This window comes from Brevundimonas sp. DC300-4 (genome assembly GCF_049897365.1).
Lineage (GTDB): Bacteria > Pseudomonadota > Alphaproteobacteria > Caulobacterales > Caulobacteraceae > Brevundimonas.
The window spans coordinates 491,389-512,649 of the sequence record NZ_JAFCWC010000001.1; the positions used below are offsets into that span (position 1 = coordinate 491,389).

A 21,261-nucleotide genomic window follows, 5' to 3' on the forward strand; every position below is an offset into this window, starting at 1 on the left:
CCGGATACGGCAAGGCTCGGGGCATGGAGATCACCACGTCCCGGCTGAGGCTTCGTCCCGCCCGCCCTGAGGATCTGAACGCCATCCACGCCGTCCTGTCGCACCGGGAGGCCATGCGCTGGTGGTCGACTCCGCCGCATGACGACATCGAACAGTCGCGCGCCTGGCTGGACGCGATGATCGCCAATACGGCAGCGGGCGCGCTCGACTACGGCCTAGAACGGTCTCGCCGGCAGACGCGTCAGGAGGGTTGAACTTCTGTCCGGCTTGAGGCATAAGCCCGCGCTCGCTGGCGGCTCTTTCGAGGGGCCGCCGCTTCTGTTTTTTGCGTCAGGCCCCTGCGGGAACCGGCGCCGTATACGAGATCGAGACGGACATGGCCGTTCCTAAGCGCAAAGTATCGCCCTCGCGTCGCAACATGCGCCGCGCCCACGACGCCCTGGGCACGAACCCGTACACCGAGGACAAGGACACGGGTGAGCTGCGTCGTTCGCACCACATCGACCTGAAGACCGGAACCTATCGCGGTCGCCAGGTCCTGACGCCCAAGGAAGACTAGTTTTCGACGCGGGATCGCGCTCCGGTCTCATGACGAAACGGTGAAGTTTGCGGCGCGCGGTTCACCCGCGCGCCGTTTTCGTGCGTTTATGGCCTCTCATCCAACGAGGAGCGCCCCCGTGATCCGCACGCTTTCCGCCACCGCCGCCGTCGCCCTGTTGCTCGCCGCCTGCAGCCGGCCGGATGCGACCGAGCCTGCCGCTGCGCCTGAAACCCCCGCCGCAACCCCGCCGGCGGCGCCAGCCCCCAACGCCCTGACGGCCGGCGGCTATGGCCCCCTGGTCATCGGCATGACCCGTGCCGAGGTCGTCACGGCCTTGGGCGACGACAGCGATCCGAACTCGGCCGGCAGCGCCGAGCCCGATGTCTGCGACCAGTGGCGTCCGGCCCGCGCGCCCGAGGGCGTGCTGGTCATGATCCAGGACGGCGTCCTGACCCGAATCTCAGTGTCCTCCCCCTCGACGCTGAAGACGGATCGCGGCTTCGGCGTCGGCGACACGGCCGCCGCCATCAAGGCCGCCTACGGTCCCCTGGCCGTGGCCCAGCCGCACAAATATTCCGCGCCGCCGGCCGAGGACATTTTCGTCTGGGCCACGGGCGGTCCGGCGACAGCCGGGGCCTTTGTCCAGGACGCCGCCGCGCGCGGCGTTCGCTACGAGATCAATGGCGAGGGCAGGGTCCAGATCGTCCACGTCGGCGGGCCGGACATCCAGCTGGTCGAAGGCTGCTCTTAACCCTTGGAGCGCCGGACTTGGAGGTCCGCGGGCCTTGGCGATTCGCAGGCGTCGGGCTAAACCCCGGCGCCTGCTCTCCCTCGCACCTCGAAGGCTCCCATGACCGACATCGCCGACATCGTCGCCCGCCAGATTCTCGACAGCCGGGGCAATCCCACGGTCGAGGTGGATGTGGTTCTGGATGACGGCAGCTTCGGCCGCGCGGCAGTGCCTTCGGGAGCCTCGACCGGCGCGCATGAGGCGGTCGAGCTTCGCGATGGCGACAAGGACCGCTGGGGCGGGAAGGGCGTCCAGAACGCGGTGGACGCGGTCAACGGCGAGATCTTCGACGCCCTGTCCGGCATGGACGCCGAGGATCAGCGGCGTATCGACGAGGCCCTGATAACCCTGGACGGCACCGAGAACAAGGCCCGCCTCGGGGCCAACGCCATCCTCGGCGTGTCGCTGGCGGTCGCCAAGGCCAGCGCCATCTCCGTTGGTCTGCCGCTGTTCCGCTATGTCGGCGGCATCTCGGCCCGCGTCCTGCCGACCCCGATGATGAACATCATCAACGGCGGCGCCCACGCCGACAATCCGATCGACATCCAGGAGTTCATGATCCTGCCGACCGGCGCCGAGAGCTTCTCGGAAGGTCTGCGGATGGGCTCGGAGATCTTCCACGCGCTGCGGAAGCAGCTGAAGGACGCGGGCCACAACACCAACGTCGGCGACGAGGGCGGCTTCGCCCCCAACCTGGCCTCGGCCGAGGAGGCCCTGAGCTTCATCACCAAGGCAGGGCAGGCGGCCGGCTATCTGGCGGGCGAGGACTTCCACCTGGGCCTGGACGTCGCAGCGACCGAGTTCTTCAAGGACGGGGCCTACAACATGAAGGGCGAGGGCAAGATTCTGGACGGAGAGGGGATGGTCGCCTACCTCGCCGACCTGTGCGAACGCTTCCCCATCGTCTCGATCGAGGACGGCTGTTCCGAGGATGATTTCGAGGGCTGGAAGTTGCTGACGGATGCTTTGGGCGAGCGGGTCCAGATCGTCGGCGACGACCTGTTCGTCACCAACCCGGCGCGCCTGGCCGCCGGCATCGGCGAAGGCCTGGCCAACTCCATCCTGATCAAGGTCAACCAGATCGGCACCCTGTCCGAGACCCTGGACGCCGTCGATATGGCCCACCGCGCCGGCTACACGGCCGTCATGAGCCACCGTTCGGGCGAGACCGAGGATTCGACCATCGCCGACCTGGCCGTGGCCACCAACTGCGGACAGATCAAGACCGGCTCCCTGGCCCGTTCGGACCGCACAGCCAAGTACAACCAGCTGCTGCGTATCGAGGAACTTCTGGGCGATCAGGCCAGCTACTACGGCGACGGAATGCTGCTGAAATAGGCCGCAGGAGGGGCGGGTCGTCGTCGACGTCCGCCTCTTCAGTCCACGTTACGTAATTCTACGGCAGAGCTAGGGTTTGTTAGGCATTTCCGGTCACAAACGCTCAACTGTGTGACCACGCTCAGAAGGAGCGTTCGTATTGCCCGAACGGATGAAGCCCTACTCGCTGTCTGCCTTCCTCTTTTTGCTCGTCGTGTACCTGGGAGTTCAGGCGCTGACGGGGGAGCGGGGTCTGCTCAGTGGCGCCGCCCGCGACGCACGGCTGGACCAGCGCGAGGCGCAACTCACCGCCCTGACCGAGCAGCGCGCCGACCTGGAGATCCGCGTGCGCTATCTGCGTACGGGCAGCCTGTCGCGTGATCTACTCGAGGAGCGGGCCCGCGCCGTGCTCGGTTTCAGCGATCCGCGCGACTATGTCGTGCGCACTGTCGCCGTCACGCCGGCCGCAGCGAGTGAAACCGTCTCCTGAACTCTTGTTACAGCCCGGGTAGCGTGCTTTGCGTTTGGGGAAGGAAGGCTGCTACAGCCGCTTTCCGTAACGACAAGAGGCCCGAACGGCGCGTTTCGCCATGGGCTCACCCGGGAGATGCCGGATGGCGAGAGCCGCCCAGAAGACCACGGATTCCAAGGGGTCCGCCAAGATTCCAAACACGCCGGCGGCGTCCAAGGAGGACCTGCTCAGGTACTATCGCGAGATGGTCCTGATCCGCCGCTTCGAGGAGCGCGCCGGACAGTTGTACGGCATGGGTCTGATCGGCGGATTCTGCCACCTCTACATCGGCCAGGAGGCCGTGGCCGTCGGCGTTCAGGAGAGCGTCAGGCAGGGCCATGACAAGATCATCACCGGCTATCGCGACCACGGCCACATGCTGGCCGCCGGCATGGACCCGAAAGAGGTCATGGCCGAGCTGACAGGTCGCTCTGGCGGGTCGTCCAAGGGCAAGGGCGGGTCGATGCACATGTTCGACGTCCCGACCGGCTTCTACGGCGGTCACGGCATCGTGGGCGCCCAGGTCGCGCTGGGCACCGGCCTGGCTTTCGCGGGCAAATACCGCGGTGATGACTCGGTCGCCTTCATCTATTTCGGCGACGGCGCCTCGAACCAGGGTCAGGTCTACGAGAGCTTCAACATGGCCCAGCTGTGGAAGCTGCCGGCCATCTACATCATAGAGAACAACCAGTACGCCATGGGCACGAGCATCGAGCGCTCGTCGTCCACGACCGAACTCTACATGCGCGGCTCGAGCTTCGGCATTCCGGGCGAACAGGTCGACGGCATGGATGTGCTGGCGGTCAAGGACGCGGTCGAACGCGCCGTGAAGCGAGCCCGGGAGGGCGGCGGTCCCTTCATCCTTGAGGTGAAGACCTATCGCTATCGCGGTCACTCGATGTCGGATCCGGCCAAATACCGGTCCAAGGACGAGGTCGACGAGGTCAAGAAGACCCGCGATCCGATCGACCACGTCAAGATGCTGCTCGAACAGGCCAAGGCCACCGAGGACGAGCTGAAGGCCATAGACGCGGAGATCAAACAGATCGTCGCCGAAGCGGTCCAGTTCGCCCAGGAAAGCCCTGAGCCCGATCCGTCCGAACTCTATACCGACGTCTATGTGGAGACCGCAGCGTGACCGACATCCTGATGCCGGCGCTGTCGCCCACGATGGAAGAGGGCAATCTGACCAAGTGGCACGTGAAGGCGGGCGACGTGGTCAAGGCCGGCGACGTGATCGCCGAGATCGAAACCGACAAGGCGACTATGGAGGTCGAGGCCGTCGATGAGGGCGAGATCGCAGAGATCCTCGTGGCCGAAGGCTCCGAGGGCGTGAAGGTCAACACCCCGATCGCCCGCATGGCCGGTGAGGCCGGCGCGGCAGCTCCCGCTCCGAAGGTCGAGGCGCCCGCGCCTGCCCCTGACGCTGACGCTTCGGGCGAACCTGAGAAGAAGGCCGCCGCGCCGTCGGCGACGCCGAAGGTCGAATTGCGCGATCCGGAAATCCCGGCCGACGCTAAAATGGTCAAGACGACCGTGCGCGACGCCCTGCGCGACGCCATGGCCGAGGAGATGCGGCGTGACGAAAACGTCTTCCTGATCGGCGAGGAAGTCGCCCAGTACCAGGGCGCCTACAAAGTCTCCAGAGAGCTGCTGCAGGAGTTCGGCGACCGCCGTGTGGTCGACACCCCGATCACCGAGCACGGTTTCGCGGGCCTGGGCGTCGGCGCCGCGATGGCCGGCCTAAAGCCGATCGTGGAGTTCATGACCTTCAACTTCGCCATGCAAGCGATCGACCACATCATCAACTCGGCCGCCAAGACCCTGTATATGTCGGGCGGTCAGATCCGGGCCCCCATCGTGTTCCGCGGTCCGAACGGCGCCGCCAGCCGCGTCGGCGCCCAGCACAGCCAGGACTATTCGGCCTGGTACGCCCAGGTTCCGGGCCTGAAGGTGGTCGCTCCTTATGACGCCGCCGACGCCAAGGGCCTGCTGAAATCGGCCATCCGCGACCCGAACCCCGTCGTCTTCCTCGAGCACGAGATGATGTACGGGATCGAGTTCGACGTGCCCGACGTCGAGGACTGGCTGGTCCCGATCGGCAAGGCCAAGGTCCGCCGCGAAGGCACGGACGTGACCATCACGGCCCATGCCCGCATGGTCGGCTTCGCCCTGCAGGCCGCCGAGCAGCTGGAGGCCGAGGGCATCTCCTGCGAGGTCGTCGACCTGCGCACCCTGCGTCCTCTGGACCACGAGACCATCGTCGCCAGCGTCAGGAAGACCAGCCGCCTGGTCTCGGCCGAGGAAGGCTGGGGCCCGATGGGCGTCGGCGCCGAGGTCGTGGCCCGGGTGATCGAGCATGCCTTTGACTATCTGGACGCGCCGCCGATGCGGGTGCACCAGGAAGACGTGCCGCTGCCCTATGCCGCCAATCTGGAAGTCCTGTCGCTGCCCGGCGTCGACAAGATCGTCGCGGCCGTCAAGGCGGTGATGGCGTGACCGACGAGCCGTCCGAGTTCCAACTGACGGTCCCCGACAGTGTGGCTTCCGACCCCGACGCGGTCGAGATGCTGCGCTTCTGGTGGTCGCGCGGCGAACCCGTGATGGCGATCAAGCCGGCTTTCGAGGACCCCCGGGCCTATGGAAGCATCCTGGCCATCGCGGCCCGGAACGTCGCCCACGTCTATCATGCGGCCAAGGGGCTGGATGAGGACGAGACCTACCGCCAGGTGCTGGCCGGGCTGGAAGCCGCCCTGGGCGGCCCCGGCTATCAGACCATCGCCGAGACCAAGAGCGAAGCATGACCGACATCCTGATGCCCGCCCTGTCGCCCACCATGGAAGAGGGCGTTCTGGCCAAATGGCACGTCAAGGTCGGCGATGTCGTCAAGGCCGGCGACGTGATCGCCGAGATCGAGACCGACAAGGCCACCATGGAGGTCGAGGCCGTCGACGAGGGCACGATTACCGAGATACTCGTGGCCGAGGGCGCCGAGGGCGTGAAGGTCAACACGCCGATCGCGCGTCTGGCCGAAGAGGGCGGTTCAGCCGCTCCCGCGCCGAAGGCCGCCGAACCGGCGAAGGCCGAGACTCCGAAGGCGGAAGCCGCCACGGCTCCTGCCGAGACCCCCAAGGCCGCCGCGCCGGCTCCCGCCGCCGCAGCCCCTGCCGCGAAGTCCGGGGACCGCGTCTTCGCCTCGCCCCTGGCCCGTCGTCTGGCGAAGGACGCCGGGCTCGACCTGTCGACCCTGAAGGGCTCCGGTCCGCACGGCCGTATCGTCAGGTCCGACGTGGAGGCCGCAGGCAAGGGCGGCGCCCGCCCGGCAGCTGCGCCCGCGACCGCAGCCTCGGGCATCGAAACCCGCAAGGTCCAGTCGCTGGCCGACATGGGCATACCGGACGGCAGCTACGACCTGATCCCGCTGGACGGGATGAAGAAGGCCGTCGCCCGCCGCATGGTCGGCGCGGTGCAGAACGTGCCGCACTTCCCGCTGTTCATCGACGTCGAGATCGACGCCCTGCTGGCGGCCCGCGCCACGATCAACGCCCTGCTCGAGAAAAGCGGCGTCAAAGTCTCGGTCAACGACTTCGTCATCAAGGCAGCCGCCATGGCCCTGAAGGCGGTGCCGGAGGCCAACGCCAGCTACTCGCCAGAAGGCATCGCCCTGCACCACAACGCTGACGTGGCAATGGCGGTGGCGATCGATGGTGGCCTGATCACCCCGATCATCTTCAAGGCCGAGACCAAGTCCCTGTCGCAGATCGCGGTCGAGTCGAAGGATCTGGCCAAACGGGCCCGTGAGAAGAAGTTGAAGCCCGAGGAATTCCAGGGCGGCACCTTCAGCGTCTCGAACCTCGGCATGTTCGGGATCAAGGCCTTCAGCTCGATCATCAACGAGCCCCAGGGCGCGATCATGAGCGTCGGCGCGGGCGAGCAGCGTGCGGTCGTGAAGAACGGCCAGCTGACCGTGGCGACCGTAATGACGGTCACCGTCACCTGCGATCACCGTGTCGTCGACGGCGCGACCGGCGCCCGCTTCCTGCAGGCGTTCAAGCCGCTGATCGAAGACCCCGTCACCATGCTGGCCTAGGGCGATGACGGCATCGGTCTATGACTTCACCGCCACCGGGATCGACGGGACAGAGATTCCGCTGGACCGGTTTCGGGGACAGGCGCTGCTGATCGTCAACACCGCCTCGAAATGCGGCTTTACCGGCCAGTACGCCGGGCTCGAGGCCCTGCATCGCCAGTATGCCGACCAACCGTTCGAGGTGCTGGGCTTTCCCTGCAACCAGTTCGGCGCCCAGGAGCCTGGCCGGGCGGCGGAGATCGCGTCTTTCTGCAGTTCGACCTTCGATGTCAGCTTTCCGATGTTCGACAAGGTCGAGGTCAACGGGCCGAGGCGGCATCCGCTCTATGACTGGCTGACGCGCCAGAAGCGCGGCTTCCTCGGCAGCCGCGATGTGAAGTGGAACTTCACCAAATTCCTGACCGACCGCGAGGGCAGGGTGGTCGCCCGCTTTGCCCCCCAGGTCGAACCCGAGGCCATCAAGGCCGATATCGATAAGGTGCTCTGATCATGGCCGTTAAATTCGATCTCATCGTCATTGGTTCGGGCCCCGGGGGCTATGTGGCCGCGATCCGCGCCAGCCAGCTGGGCCAGAAGGTCGCCATCGTCGAGCGCGAGAGCCTGGGCGGCATCTGCCTGAACTGGGGCTGCATCCCCACCAAGGCGCTGCTCAAGTCCGGTGAGAAGTTCGAAAGCCTGTCGCACCTGAAGGAGTACGGCCTGTCGGCATCGGGCGCGGCCTTCGACTTCGACGCCATCATCCAGCGCTCGCGCGGCGTGGCGGCGACGATGAGCAAGGGCATCACCTTCCTGATGAAGAAGAACAAGATCGAGGTGATCGAGGGTTCGGCGAGGCTGGAGAAGGGCGCCGCCGCTCCGAAGGTCATTATCGACCTCAAGGCGGGCGGATCGCGCACGGTCGAGGCGAAAGCGGTCATGCTGGCCGTCGGAGCCCGCGCCAAAGCCATCCCGCAGATCGGCCTGGAGGCCGACGGCGACCGGATCTGGGCCTATCGCGACGCTCTCGCGCCAAAGACCATGCCCGCGTCGATCGTCGTCATCGGCTCGGGCGCCATTGGCATCGAATTCGGCAGCTTCTACAGAGCGTTGGGCGCTGAAGTTACGGTAGTGGAAGCTGTCGACCGCATCATGCCGGTCGAGGACGAGGAGGTCTCCAAGGCCGCACAGAAGTCGTTCGAGAAGCGCGGCATCAAATTCCGTCTCGGGTGCAAGGTCACCAAGGTGTCCAAGAGCGGGAAGGGGGTCCAGGTCGCCATCGAGACCGACGGCAAGGCCGAGACGCTGGAGGCCGAGGTCTGTATCTCGGCGGTCGGCATCACCGCCAACACCGACGGCATCGGACTGGAGGCGCTGGGCGTCAACATGGACCGAGGCCACATCACCATCGACGGCCACTGCGCCACGAATGTGAAGGGACTCTACGCGATCGGCGACTGCGCCGGCGCGCCCTGGCTGGCGCACAAGGCATCGCACGAAGGCATCCACGCCGCCGAATACATCGCCGGCTACAAGACCCCGAATGTCAACTCGCCGATCGCCGGCTGCACCTATGCCCAGCCCCAAGTGGCCTCGGTCGGGATCACGGAGCAGGGCGCCCGCGAGGCCAAACGCGAGGTCAAGATCGGCCGCTTCCCGTTCCGGGTGAACGGCAAGGCCGTGGCCGCGGGCGAGGTGGACGGCTTCGTCAAGGTCATCTTCGATGCGAAGACCAGCGCCCTGATCGGCGCCCACATGATCGGTCACGAGGTCACGGAGATGATCCAGGGCTATGTCACCGCGATCACCATGGAAGCGACCGAGGAAGACATCCACGGCATCGTCTATCCGCACCCGACCATGTCGGAGGCCATGCACGAGGCGGCGCTGGACGCCTACGGGCGGACGATCCACCTGTAGGCGTGAGGAGGCCTCAGCGCTTCTTGCCGAGCTCGGCGGCGATGTCCTTGACCATGCGGCCAGCCTTGCGGTGGGCAGCGCTGATCTGGTCGCGGGTCACGCCCCAGCGCTTCATCCAGTATTCGACAGCCTGACGCTCGGAGAGGTCGAGACGGTCCTTGTCGATGAAGCCGCGTTTGTCCTTGAGACCGGCCATGAAGGTGTTTCCTGTTTGCGCCTAAGATATATTATGCGAAATTCTGTGTGTCAGAAGAGCCGTCAGATCGGCACGTTTGCGGTCCAGCCGTCGAATCCGACTTCGACATTGGCCGGAAGAAGCGCCGCCAAGGCATTGTAATCCAGATCGATGTGCAGATTGGTCAGCACAGCGCGCTCGACGCCGCTGCGCGCGATCCATTCCAGGGTCCGATCGACGTGGCTGTGTGTCGGATGGATCGTCCAGCGCAGCGCATCGACGATCCAGAGGCTGCATCCGGCCAGGGCCTCGAACGCCGCATCGTCCAGAGCGTCGATGTCGCTTGAATACGCCACCGATCCCACCCGGTAGCCGACCGACCGGATCGGCCCGTGTCCCTGATCGAAGGTCACGACCGGTACAGGGCCGCCAGCACCATCAACGGCCCAATGCGCGCCATGCTCCGGGATCTCGCTGAGGTCCAGGATCGCCGGATAACCCTCTATGCTCTCGAAGATATAGGGGAAGCGCGGAACCAGCGCGTCGCGGGTCGCGACGTCCATCCAGGCCGGGATACGCTGCCGCCGCCGGATGGCGAAGACGCGCAGATCATCGATGCCGTGGGTCTGGTCGGCGTGATCGTGGGTGTACAGGACCGCATCCACGGACTTCACACCGGCTCTGAGCATCTGCTCGCGCAGGTCTGGAGAGGTGTCGATCAGGACGGTCGTGTCGCCGACCGGGCCGCGCCGCCGGACCAGGGCTGAACAGCGGCTGCGCCGGTTCTTCGGCTCGGCGGGATCGCAGACGCCCCAGTCGCCGTCGCCGCGCGGCACGCCGCCGGACGAACCGCTGCCCAGAATGGTGATCTCGAGTTCACCGCTCATGGGCGGGGAATTCCGTCGAACAGGTTGAAGAAGGCGTCCGTCGTGCTCGCCTCCGCCTCCTCCCGGCTCCATCCGCGGATGTCGGCCAGGGCCTGCAGCACATGGCCGACATAGGCCGGCTCGTTGCGGCGGCCCCTGTGCGGCACGGGCGCCAGATAAGGGCAGTCGGTCTCGACGATGATCCGGTCGGTCGGCATGGCGCGGATGACCTCGCGCACGTCCTCGGCCGCCTTGAAGGTTGCGATGCCGGAGACCGAGAACCACGCCCCCATTTCCGCTGCCTGTTCCGCAAGTTCTGCGCCGCTGGTGTAGCAATGCATGAGGAAGCGGAACGGCGCCTTCGCCTGACCTTCCCGCAGGATCGCGGCCATGTCGGCGTCCGCCTCGCGGGTGTGGACCACGAGCGGCAGGCCGGTGCGCTGGGCCGCCTCGATGTGGGTGCGAAAGACCTGGGCCTGCTCTTCGCGCGGGCTGAGGTCATAATGGAAGTCCAGACCACACTCGCCGATGCCGACCACGCGCGGACGGCCCGCCAGGGCGACCAGATCGTCGGCCGTCATCGCCGTGTGGTCCTTGGCCTCGTGCGGGTGGGCGCCGACGGTGCACCAGATGTCCGCATGCGCCATGGCCAGGGCATGGGTGACCTCGAAGGTGGAAAGCTTGTCGGAGATTTCGACCATCAACCCGACCCCGGCCGCGCGGGCGCGGGCGATGACGGCGTCGCGGTCCTCGTCGAACTGGTGCGCGTGGAGATTGATGTGGCTGTCGATCAGCATCAGCCCGCCATCCTTTTGACGCGCGCCAGATCGGCCAGGGCCCCGGCCAGCAGGTCGCCCTTGTCCAGGTTGATGGCGACCGCCCGCTCGGGCGCCTCGGTCAGCCGGGTCCACAGATCGGCCCAGGCGGCCCCCTGCCCTCCCTGAGCCAGTGACCGCGCCTTCACGGCGGCGGCGAGCCGGTCCAGCAGGGCCTCGAACCGCGCCTGTCCTTCCGCGCCCCGGAAACCGTCGGCGATCGACACCTGTTCGGCGCGGTCCACCGGACCTTCGTCGACCCAGCGGCGCGCCAGCCGATCGAGCTCGAGGTTGGCGGCCGTGGCCAGCAACAGGGCGGCGCCCGGCGAGCCGCGCGCCATGCCGGCGATGCGTTCGGACTCGTCGCCCTCGAGTTCGGTCTGTCGCTCCAGCAGGGTCGCCACAGCCGCCTCGGTCCACGGCTGGAAGGTCAGACGGCGGCAGCGCGAACGGATCGTCGCCAGCAGCCGCCCCGGCGCATGGGTCACCAGGAACAGCACGCCGCGCTCAGGCGGCTCCTCCAGAACCTTCAGCAAGGCATTGGCGGCATTGAGATTCAGGTCATCGGCCGCGTCGATGATCGCGACCCGGTACGCCGCCCGGGACGGGGTCTTGGAGAAGAACTCCGGCAGGTCGCGCGCTTGGTCCACCGAGATGGATTTCTTGGTCTTGCCGCCTTCGACGAGCCGTTCCAGCACCAGCAGGTCGGGATGGGACTGGGCAGAGATCAGCTGGCTGACCGGATCGGACGGCCGTGCGCCGAGCGGGCCGCGCGAGGGATCCGGCGCCGCGCCCAGCAGACGCCGGGCGGCGCGATAGGCGAAGGTCGCCTTGCCCAGACCCTCGGGTCCGCAGACCATCCAGGCGTGATGCAGGCGTCCGCGCTCGAGGGCGTCGAGGAAGGCCGTCTCCGCCTCCATCGACGGGACCAGATCGAAGCGATCGCGCGGATGCTCGCTCACGGCAGGATAGGCTCCACGGCCCGCCAGACGCGCTCGGCGACCGCATCCGGCTCGCCTGTCGCGTCGATGATCCGGCAGCGCTCCGGGTGCTGGGCCGCCACGGACAGGAAGCCGTCGCGCAGGCGGCGATGGAACGCCAGCCCCTTGGATTCGAACCGCGTCTCCGCGCCCCCCCGCGCCAGCGCCCGCTCCAGACCCACCTCCACCGGCAGGTCAAAGATCAGGGTCAGGTCCGGCTGGTCATCGCCGACGATGACGTCGTCCAGGGCCTCAATGAAGTCCGCCGGCGCGCCGCCGCCCGCACCCTGATAGGCGCGGCTGGAATCCGCGAAACGGTCGCACACGACCCAGCGCCCGGCCGCCAGCGCCGGGCGGATGGTCTTTTCCAGATGGTCGCTGCGCGAGGCGAACATCAGCAGGGTCTCGGTCAGGGGCGACCAGCGGCCGGCGTCGCCGTTCAGGGCGATGTGGCGAATCTCCTCGGCGCCGGGCGAGCCGCCGGGCTCGCGCGTGTGCACGACGTCGAGACCGCGCGCGGCGAGCCGGGCGACCAGTCTGGCGGCCTGGGTGGACTTTCCAGTCCCCTCCCCGCCTTCAAGCGTAATGAAATGTCCTCGGGTCACCGGCGCACAATGGCGATCCGGACCGCCCGGGCCAAGGGCGCAGTCGGTTCAGGGCGCTGATATCAACAGGGCGTCGGCGAATCCGTCGGCCATGACCGACCGGCGGGCCCGTTCGGCGGCGTCGGCATCGTTCCACGGCCCCATCAGGACCCGGAACATGCTCTGGTCGCTCGCGGCCTGGACGCGGGCGGAGCGACCGATTCTCCCCGCGACGGACTGGGCCCGGGGCTGGTCGCGATAGGCGGCGACCTCGATCCAGTATCTCTGACCGGCCTCCACGGGCGCCCCGGCCGGAAGCGGAGGGGGCGGAGGCGGCGCCGACGCCATCTGCAGCACTGTTCCGCCGCCCAGACGCGGGGCGCGACCGATATAGCGGACCCTCACCTCGCCGACGCCGCGCGACAGCATGTCCAGCGCCTCGGCCGCGCCGCGCGACAGGTCGATGATCCGATCATCGACGAAGGGCCCGCGATCGTTGACCCGCAGCACGACCCGACGACCGTCGGCCAGGTTCGTCACCTCGACCAGACCGGGCAACGGCAGCGTCTTGTGAGCCGCCGTCAGGGCATGCATGTCGAACCGCTCGCCGGTCGCCGTGGGCCGTCCGTTGAACTGGTCGCCGTACCAGGATGCCAGGCCGACGATGTCATAGTCCGGCTGCTCCTCCGGCTGATACCAGCGCCCGCGGATCTGGTAGCGGCGCATGGTCCCCGACACGATCGGAGCCGGGTCGGTCACCACGGGAGCCGCGTCCGCCACACGCGATCCGCCGCGCGTGGGACCGGAGAGACCGCCCGACGTCGCGCTCGCACTCGCACAGGCGGCCAGCAGGGCCGTCGCGGCGGCGACGACCACGACCCGGAAGGCGTGGCGAAGGAGGACGGGCGACATCGACATGGTGAAATCATCGCGGAACCGATTTCCGTTTTGGTTAACGCGCGATGCGCTGCTATGGCCCCTCTCCAGCCGGACAGGTGGCCATTCAGGCTGCCAATAAGGAAGTGTGGCCGAGTGGTTTAAGGCACTGGTCTTGAAAACCAGCGACGGTGAAAGCCGTCCGTGGGTTCGAATCCCACCGCTTCCGCCACGCCGCGCGCGAGGTTGTCGCCGAGCCGGGTCGTGGCGGCGTCAAGCCGGCCGCCGAACGGGCTAGACCAGCCGGCTCTGCACCATAGCCGCCTCGATGAAGCTGGCGAACAGCGGATGCGGCTTGAACGGCCGGCTCTTCAGCTCGGGGTGATACTGGACACCGATGAACCAAGGGTGGTCGGTCCGCTCGACCGTCTCGGGCAGGATGCCGTCGGGCGACAGGCCGGCGAAGATCAGGCCCTTGGCCTCGATGGCCTCGCGATAGTTTATATTGACCTCGTAGCGGTGGCGGTGCCGTTCGCTGATGGCGGTCGTGCCGTAGATCTCCGCGATCCTCGAGCCGAGGGCGAGGGTCGAATCATAGGCGCCCAAACGCATGGTGCCGCCCAGGTCCCCGCCCTGCTGGCGCAGGACCCGCTGGTTGCCCTGGGTCCATTCGGTCATCAGGCCGATGACCGGCTCCTCGGTCGGGCCGAACTCGGTGGACGAGGCCTTGGGATAGCCGGCCTGGTTCCGGGCCGCCTCGATCACGGCCATCTGCATGCCAAAACAGATGCCGAAATAAGGGATGTTGCGCTCGCGGGCGAAGCGGGCCGCCTCGATCTTGCCCTCGGCCCCGCGCTCGCCGAAGCCGCCGGGCACCAGGACGGCATGCGCGCCCTGGAGCCGCTGTTCGCACAGTTCGCGGTCGCTCTCGAAGGTGTCCGCCTCGACCCAGTCGATGTTGACCTTGACCTGATTGGCGACGCCGCCGTGATGCAGGGCCTCGATCAGGGATTTGTAGGCGTCCTTCAGGACCGTGTACTTGCCGACCACGGCCACCGTGACCTCGCCGTCGGGCTGCAGACGCCGGCGCACGATCTCGTTCCAGCTCGACATGTCCGGCTCGGGCGCGTCCGTGATGCCGAAATGCGCCAGAACCTCGGCGTCCAGACCTTCGCGGTGATAGTCGAGCGGCACCGCATAGATGTCCTCGGAATCCATCGCCTGGATGACGCCGGAGGGCCGCACGTTGCAGAACAGGCCGATCTTGCGCTTCTCTTCCTCGGGGATCGGGAATTCACAGCGGCACAGCAGGATGTCGGGCTGGATGCCGATCGAACGCAGCTCCTTGACTGAGTGCTGGGTCGGCTTGGTCTTCATCTCGCCGGCAGTCTTGATGAAGGGCAGAAGAGTCAGGTGGACGAAGCAGGACTGGCCGCGCGGCAGGTCCTGGCCCAACTGGCGGATCGCCTCGAAGAACGGCAGGCCCTCGATGTCGCCGACCGTGCCGCCGATCTCGACCAGAACGAAGTCGACGTCCTCGCCCTCGTCGGTCAAGGCGGGCGTCAGGCAGAAGGATTTGATCTGGTCGGTGACGTGCGGGATCACCTGCACGGTCGCGCCCAGATAGTCGCCGCGCCGCTCCTTCTCCAGGATGGTCGAGTAGATGCGGCCGGTCGTGACGTTGTCGGACCGCGCCGCCGAGACGCCGGTGAACCGCTCATAGTGGCCGAGGTCCAGGTCGGTCTCGGCCCCGTCGTCGGTCACGAAGACCTCGCCGTGCTGATAGGGGCTCATCGTGCCCGGATCGACGTTCAGATAGGGGTCGAGCTTGCGCAGGCGGACCTTGTAGCCACGCGCCTGCAGCAATGCGCCGAGAGCCGCCGACGCCAGCCCCTTGCCCAGCGAGGAAACCACGCCGCCCGTGATGAATACATATCTAGCCACGGGGGATCACCTTAGCCCTGATTCGGGCAGTCGCTGCGGATCCGCATGCGATCCACCTGTTGAAAACAAAACTCCGCCCCGGCGCATGGCCGGAGCGGAGGTGTTGGTGGCGGGAGAAGCGGCGGAGGATGTCCCCGCCGTCACCTTATTGAGCCGGCGCGGGGGCCGGGGCGGCGCCGGCCGTCGGCAGGCTCGCTTCCAGATCGTCGAGGGACGGCGCGGCCGGGGCCGCGGGAGCCGTTTCGGCCGGAGCGGTCTGCTGTCCGGCGGCCGGAGCCGTGTCCAGTGCGATGGAACCGACGGCGTCGGCGTCAACGACAGAACGGCTGGCCCGTTCCATGTTGCCGACGATGGTCAGGCTGATGGCGCAGATCACGAAGAGAGCGCCCAGCCACCAGGTCGTGGTGGTCAGGAGGTTGCCCGCGCCACGTGCGGTCATGAAGCCCGAAGGCCCACCGCCCATACCCAGCGCGCCGCCTTCGGAGCGCTGCAGCAGGATCACCCCGGACAGGGCGATCGAGATGATGATCATGGCGACGAGGAGAATGGTCTGGAGCATGGGTGCTTACATGTGTGGCGGACGGCCGCCGATCAGGTGGCGGCGTCTATCATCCTTGTCACCCGGCGGCAACGCTGGCCGGTTGCGCCGCACGGATGATCGCCAGGAAATCGGCCGCCTTCAGCGAGGCGCCGCCGACCAGGGCGCCGCCGACCTCGTCCACTGCCAGGATGTCGCGAGCGTTCCCCGGATTGACCGAACCGCCATAGAGAATCGGCGCGGCGCCTCCGCCATCACCCAGCCGTTCGATCATCGCGGCCCGCGCGGCGGCGTGAATTTCGGAGATCTGTTCCAGCGTCGGCGTCAGGCCCGTGCCGATGGCCCAGACCGGCTCATAGGCCAGGGCCCAATCCTTGCCCGCCAGATCGTCATTCAGCGAGCCGAGGACCTGGCCGCGCACGACCAAGGCCGCTTCACCGGCCTCCCGCTGCGCCAGGGTCTCGCCGACGCAGATGATCGGCGTCAGCCCGGCCCGCAGGGCGGCGCCGACCTTGTCGGAGACCAGGGCGTCGCTCTCGCCGAACTCCTGACGCCGCTCCGAGTGGCCGAGTATGACCAGCCTGGCTCCGGCGTCGACCAGCATCTCGGCCGACACCCCGCCAGTGAACGCGCCTTTGGCTTCGACCCGGCAATCCTGGCCGCCGACTTCGATGTGGCTCGTGCGAACATCGCGAGCCAGCCGATCAATCAGGGTGGCCGGGGGACAGATGCCGACGCGGCATTGCTGCGGCTCCAGGTGGAGGTCATGCAGTAGGTCAGCAACCGTCGTCGCCAGATCGGCGCCGAGGCCGTTCATCTTCCAATTGCCGACGATCATCTTCACGGATTGTTTCATGCGCCCCTGTCTAGGCGCCGTCTCGCCTGCTGCCAAGTCTCGGGCGAGTCGAGCGCTTGCGGGGTGACGGCGCCCTCCCCTATACGGCGCGGTGGCGCTCTTCGCCGTCCGACCGTCAGGCCCCTTCGATGATTTCCGTGTTCCGCGACTTCGCCAAGTCCAAATGGGCCATCGCCCTGTTCGCCCTGCTCATCATCAGCTTCGCCGTCGTCGGCGGATCGCAGACCGATGTGTTCAGGGGCCTGGGCGCCCAGCATGTCATTTCCGCCGGCGAGCGCTCGGTGGACGCTGCGCAGTTCCGGGCTGACTTCGAGCGGATCCGCACCAATGCCTCCGAACAGGAAGGACGCCCCCTGACGCTTGAGGACCTGGTCACAGCCAACGTTCACGTCCGCTATCTGGAAGGCCAGACCCAGCGCCTCGGCTTCCTGGAATGGGCGCGCCGGGTCGGCATCCGCCCGGACGAGTCGCTGATCATCAAGCGCATCCGCGAGATCCCCGCCTTCTTCAATCAGGTCACCGGCCAGTTCGATCAGGCCCAGTATGAACAGACCCTCGCCCAGCAGAACTTCACCCCCGTCCAGCTTGAGGAAGAGTTCCGAGACACCGCCGTGACAGAACATTTCGGCAGCGCCATCCAGGCCGGTATCCGTTCGCCCCGCATCTTCGGCGCCCTGATCGCCGGGCGCGCGCTGGAGCTGCGTGACGGCCGCTGGTTCAACGTGACCCAGGCCATGGCCGGGACCGCCGGCGCCCCCACCGACGCCCAGCTGACGGCCTTCATGAGCGAGAACGCCGCCCAGTTGCGTCGCCCCGAGTTCCGCATCGCCTCGGTGGTTCTGTTCAACGACGCCGCGGGCGCCGCCGCTCCTGCCATTCCCGAGGCCCGCATCGTCGAGCGTTTCAACTTCCGCAAGGACGGGCTGTCGACCCCCGAACGCCGTACCTTCACCACCCTGACCGCGCCCGACCGCGCCGCCGCCGACCGGATCGCCGCCGCCCTGCGCGCCGGCCAGTCGCCGACGGCCGTGGCCGAGGCCAACCGCATCCAGCCCGCCGAATATGCCGCCCAGCCGCAGAGCGCCGTGCCGGACCCCGTCGTCGGAACCGCCGTCTTCGGTCTGACGACCGGTCAGGTCTCGGCCCCGATCCAGGGACGCGTCGGATTTACCGTAGCGAAGCTGGTTTCCATCGCCCCCGGCGCGCCCGCGACGCTGGAAGGCGTCCGAGAGGCGATCGTCACCGAACTGCAGGAAGAGGACGCCAAGGCCCGCATCTTCAGCCGCGTAGAGGCCTATGAGAAGGCTCGCACCGACGGCAAGCCTCTGGCCGACGCCGTGCGCGAAGTCGGCGCTCGCATCGTGCAACTGCCGCCCTTCACCCAGGACGCTCGCCTGCCTGACGGTCAGCCGATGAACGCCCCCCCGCAGATCATCCAGAATGCCTACACCCTGACCAAAGGCGCAGAGTCGGACGTGATCGACGCCGGCCAGGGACAGTATTTCGTCCTGCGGCTCGACGACATCCAGCCCGCCGCCCTGCCCGCGCTCGCCGACGTGCGCGAGCCGCTGGCCCAGCAGTGGATCATGCGCGAGAACGCTCGTCGCCTGACCAGCAAGGCCGAGGAACTGGCCGCCCGCGTGCGCGGCGGCGAGGACATAGCGGCCGTCGCGACCTCGGCCGGCGCTACCCTGACCACCCGCGCCGGCGTCCAGCAGAATGCGGCATCGCAGGCCTCGCTCGGCGACGGCGTGCTGGGCGGCCTGTTCGGACAGGGGCGCGGCCAGGTCTTCACCGGCCCGGCCTCGGAGACCGCCTTCGTCGTCGGCCGCGTGGATGCGGTTCGCGCGCCTACGGCCGCCCTCGCCGCGCCGATCGCCGACCAGATCCGGCCCCGCCTGGCCCAGGAGCTGATCAACGGCGCCGGCGAGGCTCTGGTCGCCGCCGCCGCCCGCGCCGCCAAGGCCGAGAACGATCCCGCCCGCGCCATCGAGGCCCTGGGCGTGACGCCTGCGGCCGCCGGCGCGACCCCGCCCGCGACCCCCGCCGCCCCCGCTCAATGAGCCGAGGCGGCGCGGATCCCGACCGCGCGGATATCCTCGCGGGACTGACGCAGGGCCGACCCCAGGTCGTCGTGCGCCGGATTGTCGATGATCTGGAGACCCCGGTCTCGGCCTATCTGAAGGTCGGCTGGGGCCGTCCGCACGCCTTCCTGCTGGAATCGGTCGAGGGCGGCGCCTTGAACGGCCGCTATTCGATCATCACCCTGGAGCCCGACGTGGTCTGGCGCTGCCGCGACGGCGTCGCCTCGATCGCACGCGGTCCCGATGTCGCCGCCAAACGCTATCCGACCCAGGACGGCGGCGCGCTCGACAGCCTGCGCGCCCTGATTGCCGAGACCCGGTTCGCCCTGCCCGACGGCCTGCCGCCCATGGCCGCCGGTCTGTTCGGCGTCTTCGGCTACGACATGGTCCGGCTGCTGGAGCCGCTCGGCGCGCCCAATCCCGATCCGCTCGATCTGCCCGACGCCGTGCTGACCCGGCCGTCGGTCGTGGCCGTGTTCGATTCGGTGAAGCACGAGATCGTCGTCATGGCTCCGATCTGGCCCGGCGCGTCGGACCCCGCCGCAACGGTCGATGCGGCCGAAGCCCGGCTGAACGATTTCGAGGTTCGCCTGCGCCGTCCCCTGGTCGCCCGGGGCGCCGCCGAGCCCGCCGCAACCCTCGCCTTCAAGTCCCCGGTCGATGCCGCCGCCTATGGCGACCTGGTCGCGGCGGCCAAGGGCTATATCGTTGCCGGCGACATCTTCCAGGTGGTCCTCAGCCACCGGTTCCGCGCGCCGTGGTCGGGCGATCCGTTCGCCTTCTACCGCTCGCTGCGCCGCCAGAACCCGTCACCCTATCTGTATTTCCTCAACTTCGACGACTTCCAGCTGGCCGGTTCCAGCCCGGAGATCCTGGTCCGCCTGAAGGACGGCGGCATCACCATCCGTCCGCTCGCCGGCACCCGCCCGCGCGGCGCGACGCCGGAGGCCGACAAGGCGCTGGAGGCCGAACTGCTGGCCGATCCCAAGGAGCGCGCCGAACATCTGATGTTGCTGGACCTGGGCCGCAACGACGTGGGCCGCGTCGCCGCACCTGGCACGGTCAAGGTGACCGAGAGCTTCGTGGTCGAACGCTACAGCCAGGTCATGCACATCGTCTCCAACGTCGAGGGCCGAGCCCACCCGGACATCGACGCGGTCGACGCCCTCCTTGCGGCCCTTCCCGCCGGCACCCTGTCCGGGGCGCCCAAGGTCCGGGCGATGGAAATCATTGACGAGCTGGAGACCGAGAAGCGCGGCGTCGGCTACGGCGGCGGGGTGGGCTATATCTCGGCAGGCGGAGAGGCGGACATCTGCATCGTCCTGCGCACCGCCATGTTCGCCGACGGCCAGGTCTTCGTTCAGGCCGGAGCCGGCGTCGTCAATGACAGCGATCCCGCTGCCGAATACGCCGAGACAGAGGCCAAGGCCCGCGCCCCCATGCGCGCGGCCGAGGACGCCTGGCGCTTCGAACTGGGCGCGCCGGTGAACACGCCAGGCGAGGTCTAGAAGGTCTGGCTCGCCGAGGGTGGCCCATCCTCCAGCGCGACGCCCGGCCCCAGGATCATCACCCCGGCCAGGAGCACGGCCGCACAGGCCGCCAGGCTGGCCGCGGCGAGCGTTGCCATCACGCCGTTGCGCGCCTCGGGCGCGCTCAGCGCCACGCGGGCGGCGTCGATCTGGACCTGGGTCTGGCGCATGGAATCGATAGCTCCGGTGGAAGCCCCGATTTCAGGCCGCGACCGTTAACGATCCGTTGCGCACGCGTCGGCTTGGCGTCGGCGCGGTCCCGCTCTAGAAGCGCGGCATGATCCTCGTCGTCGATAACTACGACAGCTTTACCTACAACCTCGTCCACTACCTCGCGGAGCTGGGCGCGACGACGCATGTCGTGCGCAACGACGACCTGACGACGGAGGAGGCCTGGGCCCTGAAGCCCGAGGCGGTCCTGCTGTCGCCCGGCCCCTGCGCCCCCGATCAGGCCGGCATCTGCCTGCCCCTGATCGACACCGCGCCGCTGGACATGCCGATCCTCGGCGTCTGCCTGGGTCACCAGGCGATCGGCCAGGCGATGGGCGGCCACGTCATCCGCGCCAAGGCCTTGATGCACGGCAAGACCTCGCCCATCATCCATGAAGGCAAGGGGATGTTCGCCGGTCTGCCGTCGCCCTTTACCGCGACCCGGTATCATTCGCTCGCGGTCCAGCGCGAAACCCTGCCCAACAGCCTCAACGTCACGGCCTGGACCGAGGACGGCGAGATAATGGGCTTCCAGCATCACGAGCGGCCGATCTACGGGGTCCAGTTCCATCCCGAGTCCATCGCCACCGAACACGGTCACGAGATGCTCGCGAACTTCCTCGACCAGGCGGGCGTCAAGCGTCTGGCGATGGTCTGAT

At 67.8% G+C, this 21,261-nt stretch carries 24 protein-coding genes and 1 tRNA gene; 15 read left to right on the forward strand and 10 right to left on the reverse strand.

The window, feature by feature from the left end:
* The first annotated feature begins 23 nt into the window (after positions 1–23).
* The 11 genes from ACP7AZ_RS02515 to lpdA all read left to right on the forward strand — a co-directional run bounded on the left by ACP7AZ_RS02515 (position 24) and on the right by lpdA (position 9,145).
* Positions 24–254: a GNAT family N-acetyltransferase gene (locus ACP7AZ_RS02515; protein ID WP_426035748.1), complete on the forward strand. Its 231-nt coding sequence runs from the start codon at positions 24–26 to the stop codon at positions 252–254.
* Between the two features lie 122 nt (positions 255–376).
* Positions 377–559 (forward strand): 50S ribosomal protein L32, encoded by a 183-nt coding sequence (gene rpmF, locus ACP7AZ_RS02520; RefSeq protein WP_029416334.1) that lies wholly within the window; start codon positions 377–379, stop codon positions 557–559.
* Between the two features lie 118 nt (positions 560–677).
* Entirely contained in the window at positions 678–1,292 is a 615-nt protein-coding gene (locus ACP7AZ_RS02525; RefSeq protein ID WP_426035750.1) for a hypothetical protein, read from the forward strand.
* A 99-nt stretch (positions 1,293–1,391) separates the two neighbouring features.
* On the forward strand, positions 1,392–2,669 hold the full coding sequence (gene eno / locus ACP7AZ_RS02530) for a phosphopyruvate hydratase (RefSeq protein ID WP_426035752.1): 1,278 nt from the start codon (positions 1,392–1,394) through the stop codon (positions 2,667–2,669).
* A 151-nt stretch (positions 2,670–2,820) separates the two neighbouring features.
* Positions 2,821–3,138: an FtsB family cell division protein gene (locus ACP7AZ_RS02535; RefSeq protein ID WP_426036072.1), complete on the forward strand. Its 318-nt coding sequence runs from the start codon at positions 2,821–2,823 to the stop codon at positions 3,136–3,138.
* 124 nt (positions 3,139–3,262) lie between these two features.
* On the forward strand, positions 3,263–4,297 hold the full coding sequence (gene pdhA / locus ACP7AZ_RS02540; protein ID WP_426035754.1) for a pyruvate dehydrogenase (acetyl-transferring) E1 component subunit alpha: 1,035 nt from the start codon (positions 3,263–3,265) through the stop codon (positions 4,295–4,297).
* Positions 4,294–5,658 carry a pyruvate dehydrogenase complex E1 component subunit beta gene (locus ACP7AZ_RS02545; protein ID WP_426035756.1) on the forward strand — a complete coding sequence of 455 codons (1,365 nt, stop codon included), beginning with the start codon at positions 4,294–4,296 and terminating at the stop codon, positions 5,656–5,658. The genes pdhA and ACP7AZ_RS02545 overlap by 4 nt, the downstream gene beginning before the upstream one ends.
* Positions 5,655–5,963 (forward strand): DUF5076 domain-containing protein, encoded by a 309-nt coding sequence (locus ACP7AZ_RS02550; protein WP_426035758.1) that lies wholly within the window; start codon positions 5,655–5,657, stop codon positions 5,961–5,963. The genes ACP7AZ_RS02545 and ACP7AZ_RS02550 overlap by 4 nt, the downstream gene beginning before the upstream one ends.
* The gene (locus ACP7AZ_RS02555) at positions 5,960–7,249 is read left to right on the forward strand and encodes a pyruvate dehydrogenase complex dihydrolipoamide acetyltransferase (RefSeq protein ID WP_426035760.1); all 1,290 of its coding nucleotides are present in this window, start codon (positions 5,960–5,962) and stop codon (positions 7,247–7,249) included. Before ACP7AZ_RS02550 ends, ACP7AZ_RS02555 begins: the two co-directional genes overlap by 4 nt.
* 4 nt (positions 7,250–7,253) lie before the next feature.
* Positions 7,254–7,736: a glutathione peroxidase gene (locus ACP7AZ_RS02560; RefSeq protein ID WP_426035762.1), complete on the forward strand. Its 483-nt coding sequence runs from the start codon at positions 7,254–7,256 to the stop codon at positions 7,734–7,736.
* 2 nt (positions 7,737–7,738) lie between these two features.
* A complete protein-coding gene (gene lpdA, locus ACP7AZ_RS02565) occupies positions 7,739–9,145 on the forward strand; it encodes a dihydrolipoyl dehydrogenase (RefSeq protein ID WP_426035764.1) in 1,407 nt (468 codons plus the stop codon).
* Positions 9,146–9,158: 13 nt separating this feature from the next.
* Here the strand turns inward: lpdA and ACP7AZ_RS02570 are convergent, their stop codons facing one another.
* From ACP7AZ_RS02570 to ACP7AZ_RS02595, 6 genes are all read right to left on the reverse strand, one after another.
* Positions 9,159–9,341, reverse strand: a complete 183-nt coding sequence (locus ACP7AZ_RS02570) for a DUF3606 domain-containing protein (protein ID WP_131251093.1) — start codon at positions 9,339–9,341, stop codon at positions 9,159–9,161.
* Between the two features lie 62 nt (positions 9,342–9,403).
* The gene (locus ACP7AZ_RS02575) at positions 9,404–10,207 is read right to left on the reverse strand and encodes an MBL fold metallo-hydrolase (protein WP_426035766.1); all 804 of its coding nucleotides are present in this window, start codon (positions 10,205–10,207) and stop codon (positions 9,404–9,406) included.
* Positions 10,204–10,983, reverse strand: a complete 780-nt coding sequence (locus ACP7AZ_RS02580; RefSeq protein ID WP_426035768.1) for a TatD family hydrolase — start codon at positions 10,981–10,983, stop codon at positions 10,204–10,206. Before ACP7AZ_RS02580 ends, ACP7AZ_RS02575 begins: the two co-directional genes overlap by 4 nt.
* Positions 10,983–11,963 carry a DNA polymerase III subunit delta' gene (locus tag ACP7AZ_RS02585; protein WP_426035770.1) on the reverse strand — a complete coding sequence of 327 codons (981 nt, stop codon included), beginning with the start codon at positions 11,961–11,963 and terminating at the stop codon, positions 10,983–10,985. The genes ACP7AZ_RS02580 and ACP7AZ_RS02585 overlap by 1 nt, the downstream gene beginning before the upstream one ends.
* Entirely contained in the window at positions 11,960–12,586 is a 627-nt protein-coding gene (gene tmk / locus ACP7AZ_RS02590) for a dTMP kinase (RefSeq protein WP_426035772.1), read from the reverse strand. The genes ACP7AZ_RS02585 and tmk overlap by 4 nt, the downstream gene beginning before the upstream one ends.
* 48 nt (positions 12,587–12,634) lie before the next feature.
* A complete protein-coding gene (locus tag ACP7AZ_RS02595; RefSeq protein ID WP_426035774.1) occupies positions 12,635–13,483 on the reverse strand; it encodes a septal ring lytic transglycosylase RlpA family protein in 849 nt (282 codons plus the stop codon).
* Positions 13,484–13,583: 100 nt separating this feature from the next.
* Between ACP7AZ_RS02595 and ACP7AZ_RS02600 the strand changes: the two genes are divergently transcribed.
* Positions 13,584–13,673, forward strand: a tRNA-Ser gene (locus tag ACP7AZ_RS02600).
* 62 nt (positions 13,674–13,735) lie between these two features.
* Here the strand turns inward: ACP7AZ_RS02600 and ACP7AZ_RS02605 are convergent.
* The 3 genes from ACP7AZ_RS02605 to tpiA all read right to left on the reverse strand — a co-directional run bounded on the left by ACP7AZ_RS02605 (position 13,736) and on the right by tpiA (position 16,815).
* Positions 13,736–15,385 carry a CTP synthase gene (locus ACP7AZ_RS02605; protein ID WP_426035776.1) on the reverse strand — a complete coding sequence of 550 codons (1,650 nt, stop codon included), beginning with the start codon at positions 15,383–15,385 and terminating at the stop codon, positions 13,736–13,738.
* A gap of 145 nt (positions 15,386–15,530) precedes the next feature.
* Positions 15,531–15,944, reverse strand: a complete 414-nt coding sequence (secG, locus tag ACP7AZ_RS02610; protein ID WP_426035778.1) for a preprotein translocase subunit SecG — start codon at positions 15,942–15,944, stop codon at positions 15,531–15,533.
* 58 nt (positions 15,945–16,002) lie between these two features.
* Positions 16,003–16,815: a triose-phosphate isomerase gene (tpiA, locus tag ACP7AZ_RS02615; protein WP_426035780.1), complete on the reverse strand. Its 813-nt coding sequence runs from the start codon at positions 16,813–16,815 to the stop codon at positions 16,003–16,005.
* A gap of 92 nt (positions 16,816–16,907) precedes the next feature.
* On the opposite strand from tpiA, the gene ACP7AZ_RS02620 reads away from it, so the two are divergent.
* Complete coding sequence (locus ACP7AZ_RS02620; RefSeq protein ID WP_426035782.1) at positions 16,908–18,842, forward strand: peptidyl-prolyl cis-trans isomerase; 1,935 nt, start codon at positions 16,908–16,910, stop codon at positions 18,840–18,842.
* Positions 18,839–20,371 carry an anthranilate synthase component I gene (trpE, locus tag ACP7AZ_RS02625; RefSeq protein ID WP_426035784.1) on the forward strand — a complete coding sequence of 511 codons (1,533 nt, stop codon included), beginning with the start codon at positions 18,839–18,841 and terminating at the stop codon, positions 20,369–20,371. Before ACP7AZ_RS02620 ends, trpE begins: the two co-directional genes overlap by 4 nt.
* Here trpE and ACP7AZ_RS02630 read toward each other — a convergent pair.
* Positions 20,368–20,562 carry a peptidoglycan-binding protein gene (locus ACP7AZ_RS02630; RefSeq protein ID WP_426035786.1) on the reverse strand — a complete coding sequence of 65 codons (195 nt, stop codon included), beginning with the start codon at positions 20,560–20,562 and terminating at the stop codon, positions 20,368–20,370. The genes trpE and ACP7AZ_RS02630 overlap by 4 nt on opposite strands.
* A 107-nt stretch (positions 20,563–20,669) precedes the next feature.
* Between ACP7AZ_RS02630 and ACP7AZ_RS02635 the strand changes: the two genes are divergently transcribed.
* Complete coding sequence (locus tag ACP7AZ_RS02635) at positions 20,670–21,260, forward strand: anthranilate synthase component II (protein ID WP_426035788.1); 591 nt, start codon at positions 20,670–20,672, stop codon at positions 21,258–21,260.
* Position 21,261 lies beyond the last annotated feature (1 nt).

What these genes read in the sequence shown, in the direction of transcription:
- rpmF (WP_029416334.1), top strand. Translation starts at nt 377, where the DNA reads ATGGCCGTTCCTAAGCGCAAAGTATCGCCCTCGCGTCGCAACATGCGC.
- lpdA (WP_426035764.1), top strand. Translation starts at nt 7,739, where the DNA reads ATGGCCGTTAAATTCGATCTCATCGTCATTGGTTCGGGCCCCGGGGGC.
- eno (WP_426035752.1), top strand. Translation starts at nt 1,392, where the DNA reads ATGACCGACATCGCCGACATCGTCGCCCGCCAGATTCTCGACAGCCGG.
- ACP7AZ_RS02630 (WP_426035786.1), bottom strand. Translation starts at nt 20,562, where the DNA reads ATGCGCCAGACCCAGGTCCAGATCGACGCCGCCCGCGTGGCGCTGAGC.
- ACP7AZ_RS02555 (WP_426035760.1), top strand. Translation starts at nt 5,960, where the DNA reads ATGACCGACATCCTGATGCCCGCCCTGTCGCCCACCATGGAAGAGGGC.
- ACP7AZ_RS02570 (WP_131251093.1), bottom strand. Translation starts at nt 9,341, where the DNA reads ATGGCCGGTCTCAAGGACAAACGCGGCTTCATCGACAAGGACCGTCTC.
- ACP7AZ_RS02580 (WP_426035768.1), bottom strand. Translation starts at nt 10,983, where the DNA reads ATGCTGATCGACAGCCACATCAATCTCCACGCGCACCAGTTCGACGAG.
- ACP7AZ_RS02575 (WP_426035766.1), bottom strand. Translation starts at nt 10,207, where the DNA reads ATGAGCGGTGAACTCGAGATCACCATTCTGGGCAGCGGTTCGTCCGGC.
- ACP7AZ_RS02515 (WP_426035748.1), top strand. Translation starts at nt 24, where the DNA reads ATGGAGATCACCACGTCCCGGCTGAGGCTTCGTCCCGCCCGCCCTGAG.
- secG (WP_426035778.1), bottom strand. Translation starts at nt 15,944, where the DNA reads ATGCTCCAGACCATTCTCCTCGTCGCCATGATCATCATCTCGATCGCC.
- pdhA (WP_426035754.1), top strand. Translation starts at nt 3,263, where the DNA reads ATGGCGAGAGCCGCCCAGAAGACCACGGATTCCAAGGGGTCCGCCAAG.
- ACP7AZ_RS02560 (WP_426035762.1), top strand. Translation starts at nt 7,254, where the DNA reads ATGACGGCATCGGTCTATGACTTCACCGCCACCGGGATCGACGGGACA.
- ACP7AZ_RS02635 (WP_426035788.1), top strand. Translation starts at nt 20,670, where the DNA reads ATGATCCTCGTCGTCGATAACTACGACAGCTTTACCTACAACCTCGTC.
- trpE (WP_426035784.1), top strand. Translation starts at nt 18,839, where the DNA reads ATGAGCCGAGGCGGCGCGGATCCCGACCGCGCGGATATCCTCGCGGGA.
- ACP7AZ_RS02620 (WP_426035782.1), top strand. Translation starts at nt 16,908, where the DNA reads ATGATTTCCGTGTTCCGCGACTTCGCCAAGTCCAAATGGGCCATCGCC.
- ACP7AZ_RS02535 (WP_426036072.1), top strand. Translation starts at nt 2,821, where the DNA reads ATGAAGCCCTACTCGCTGTCTGCCTTCCTCTTTTTGCTCGTCGTGTAC.
- ACP7AZ_RS02595 (WP_426035774.1), bottom strand. Translation starts at nt 13,483, where the DNA reads ATGTCGATGTCGCCCGTCCTCCTTCGCCACGCCTTCCGGGTCGTGGTC.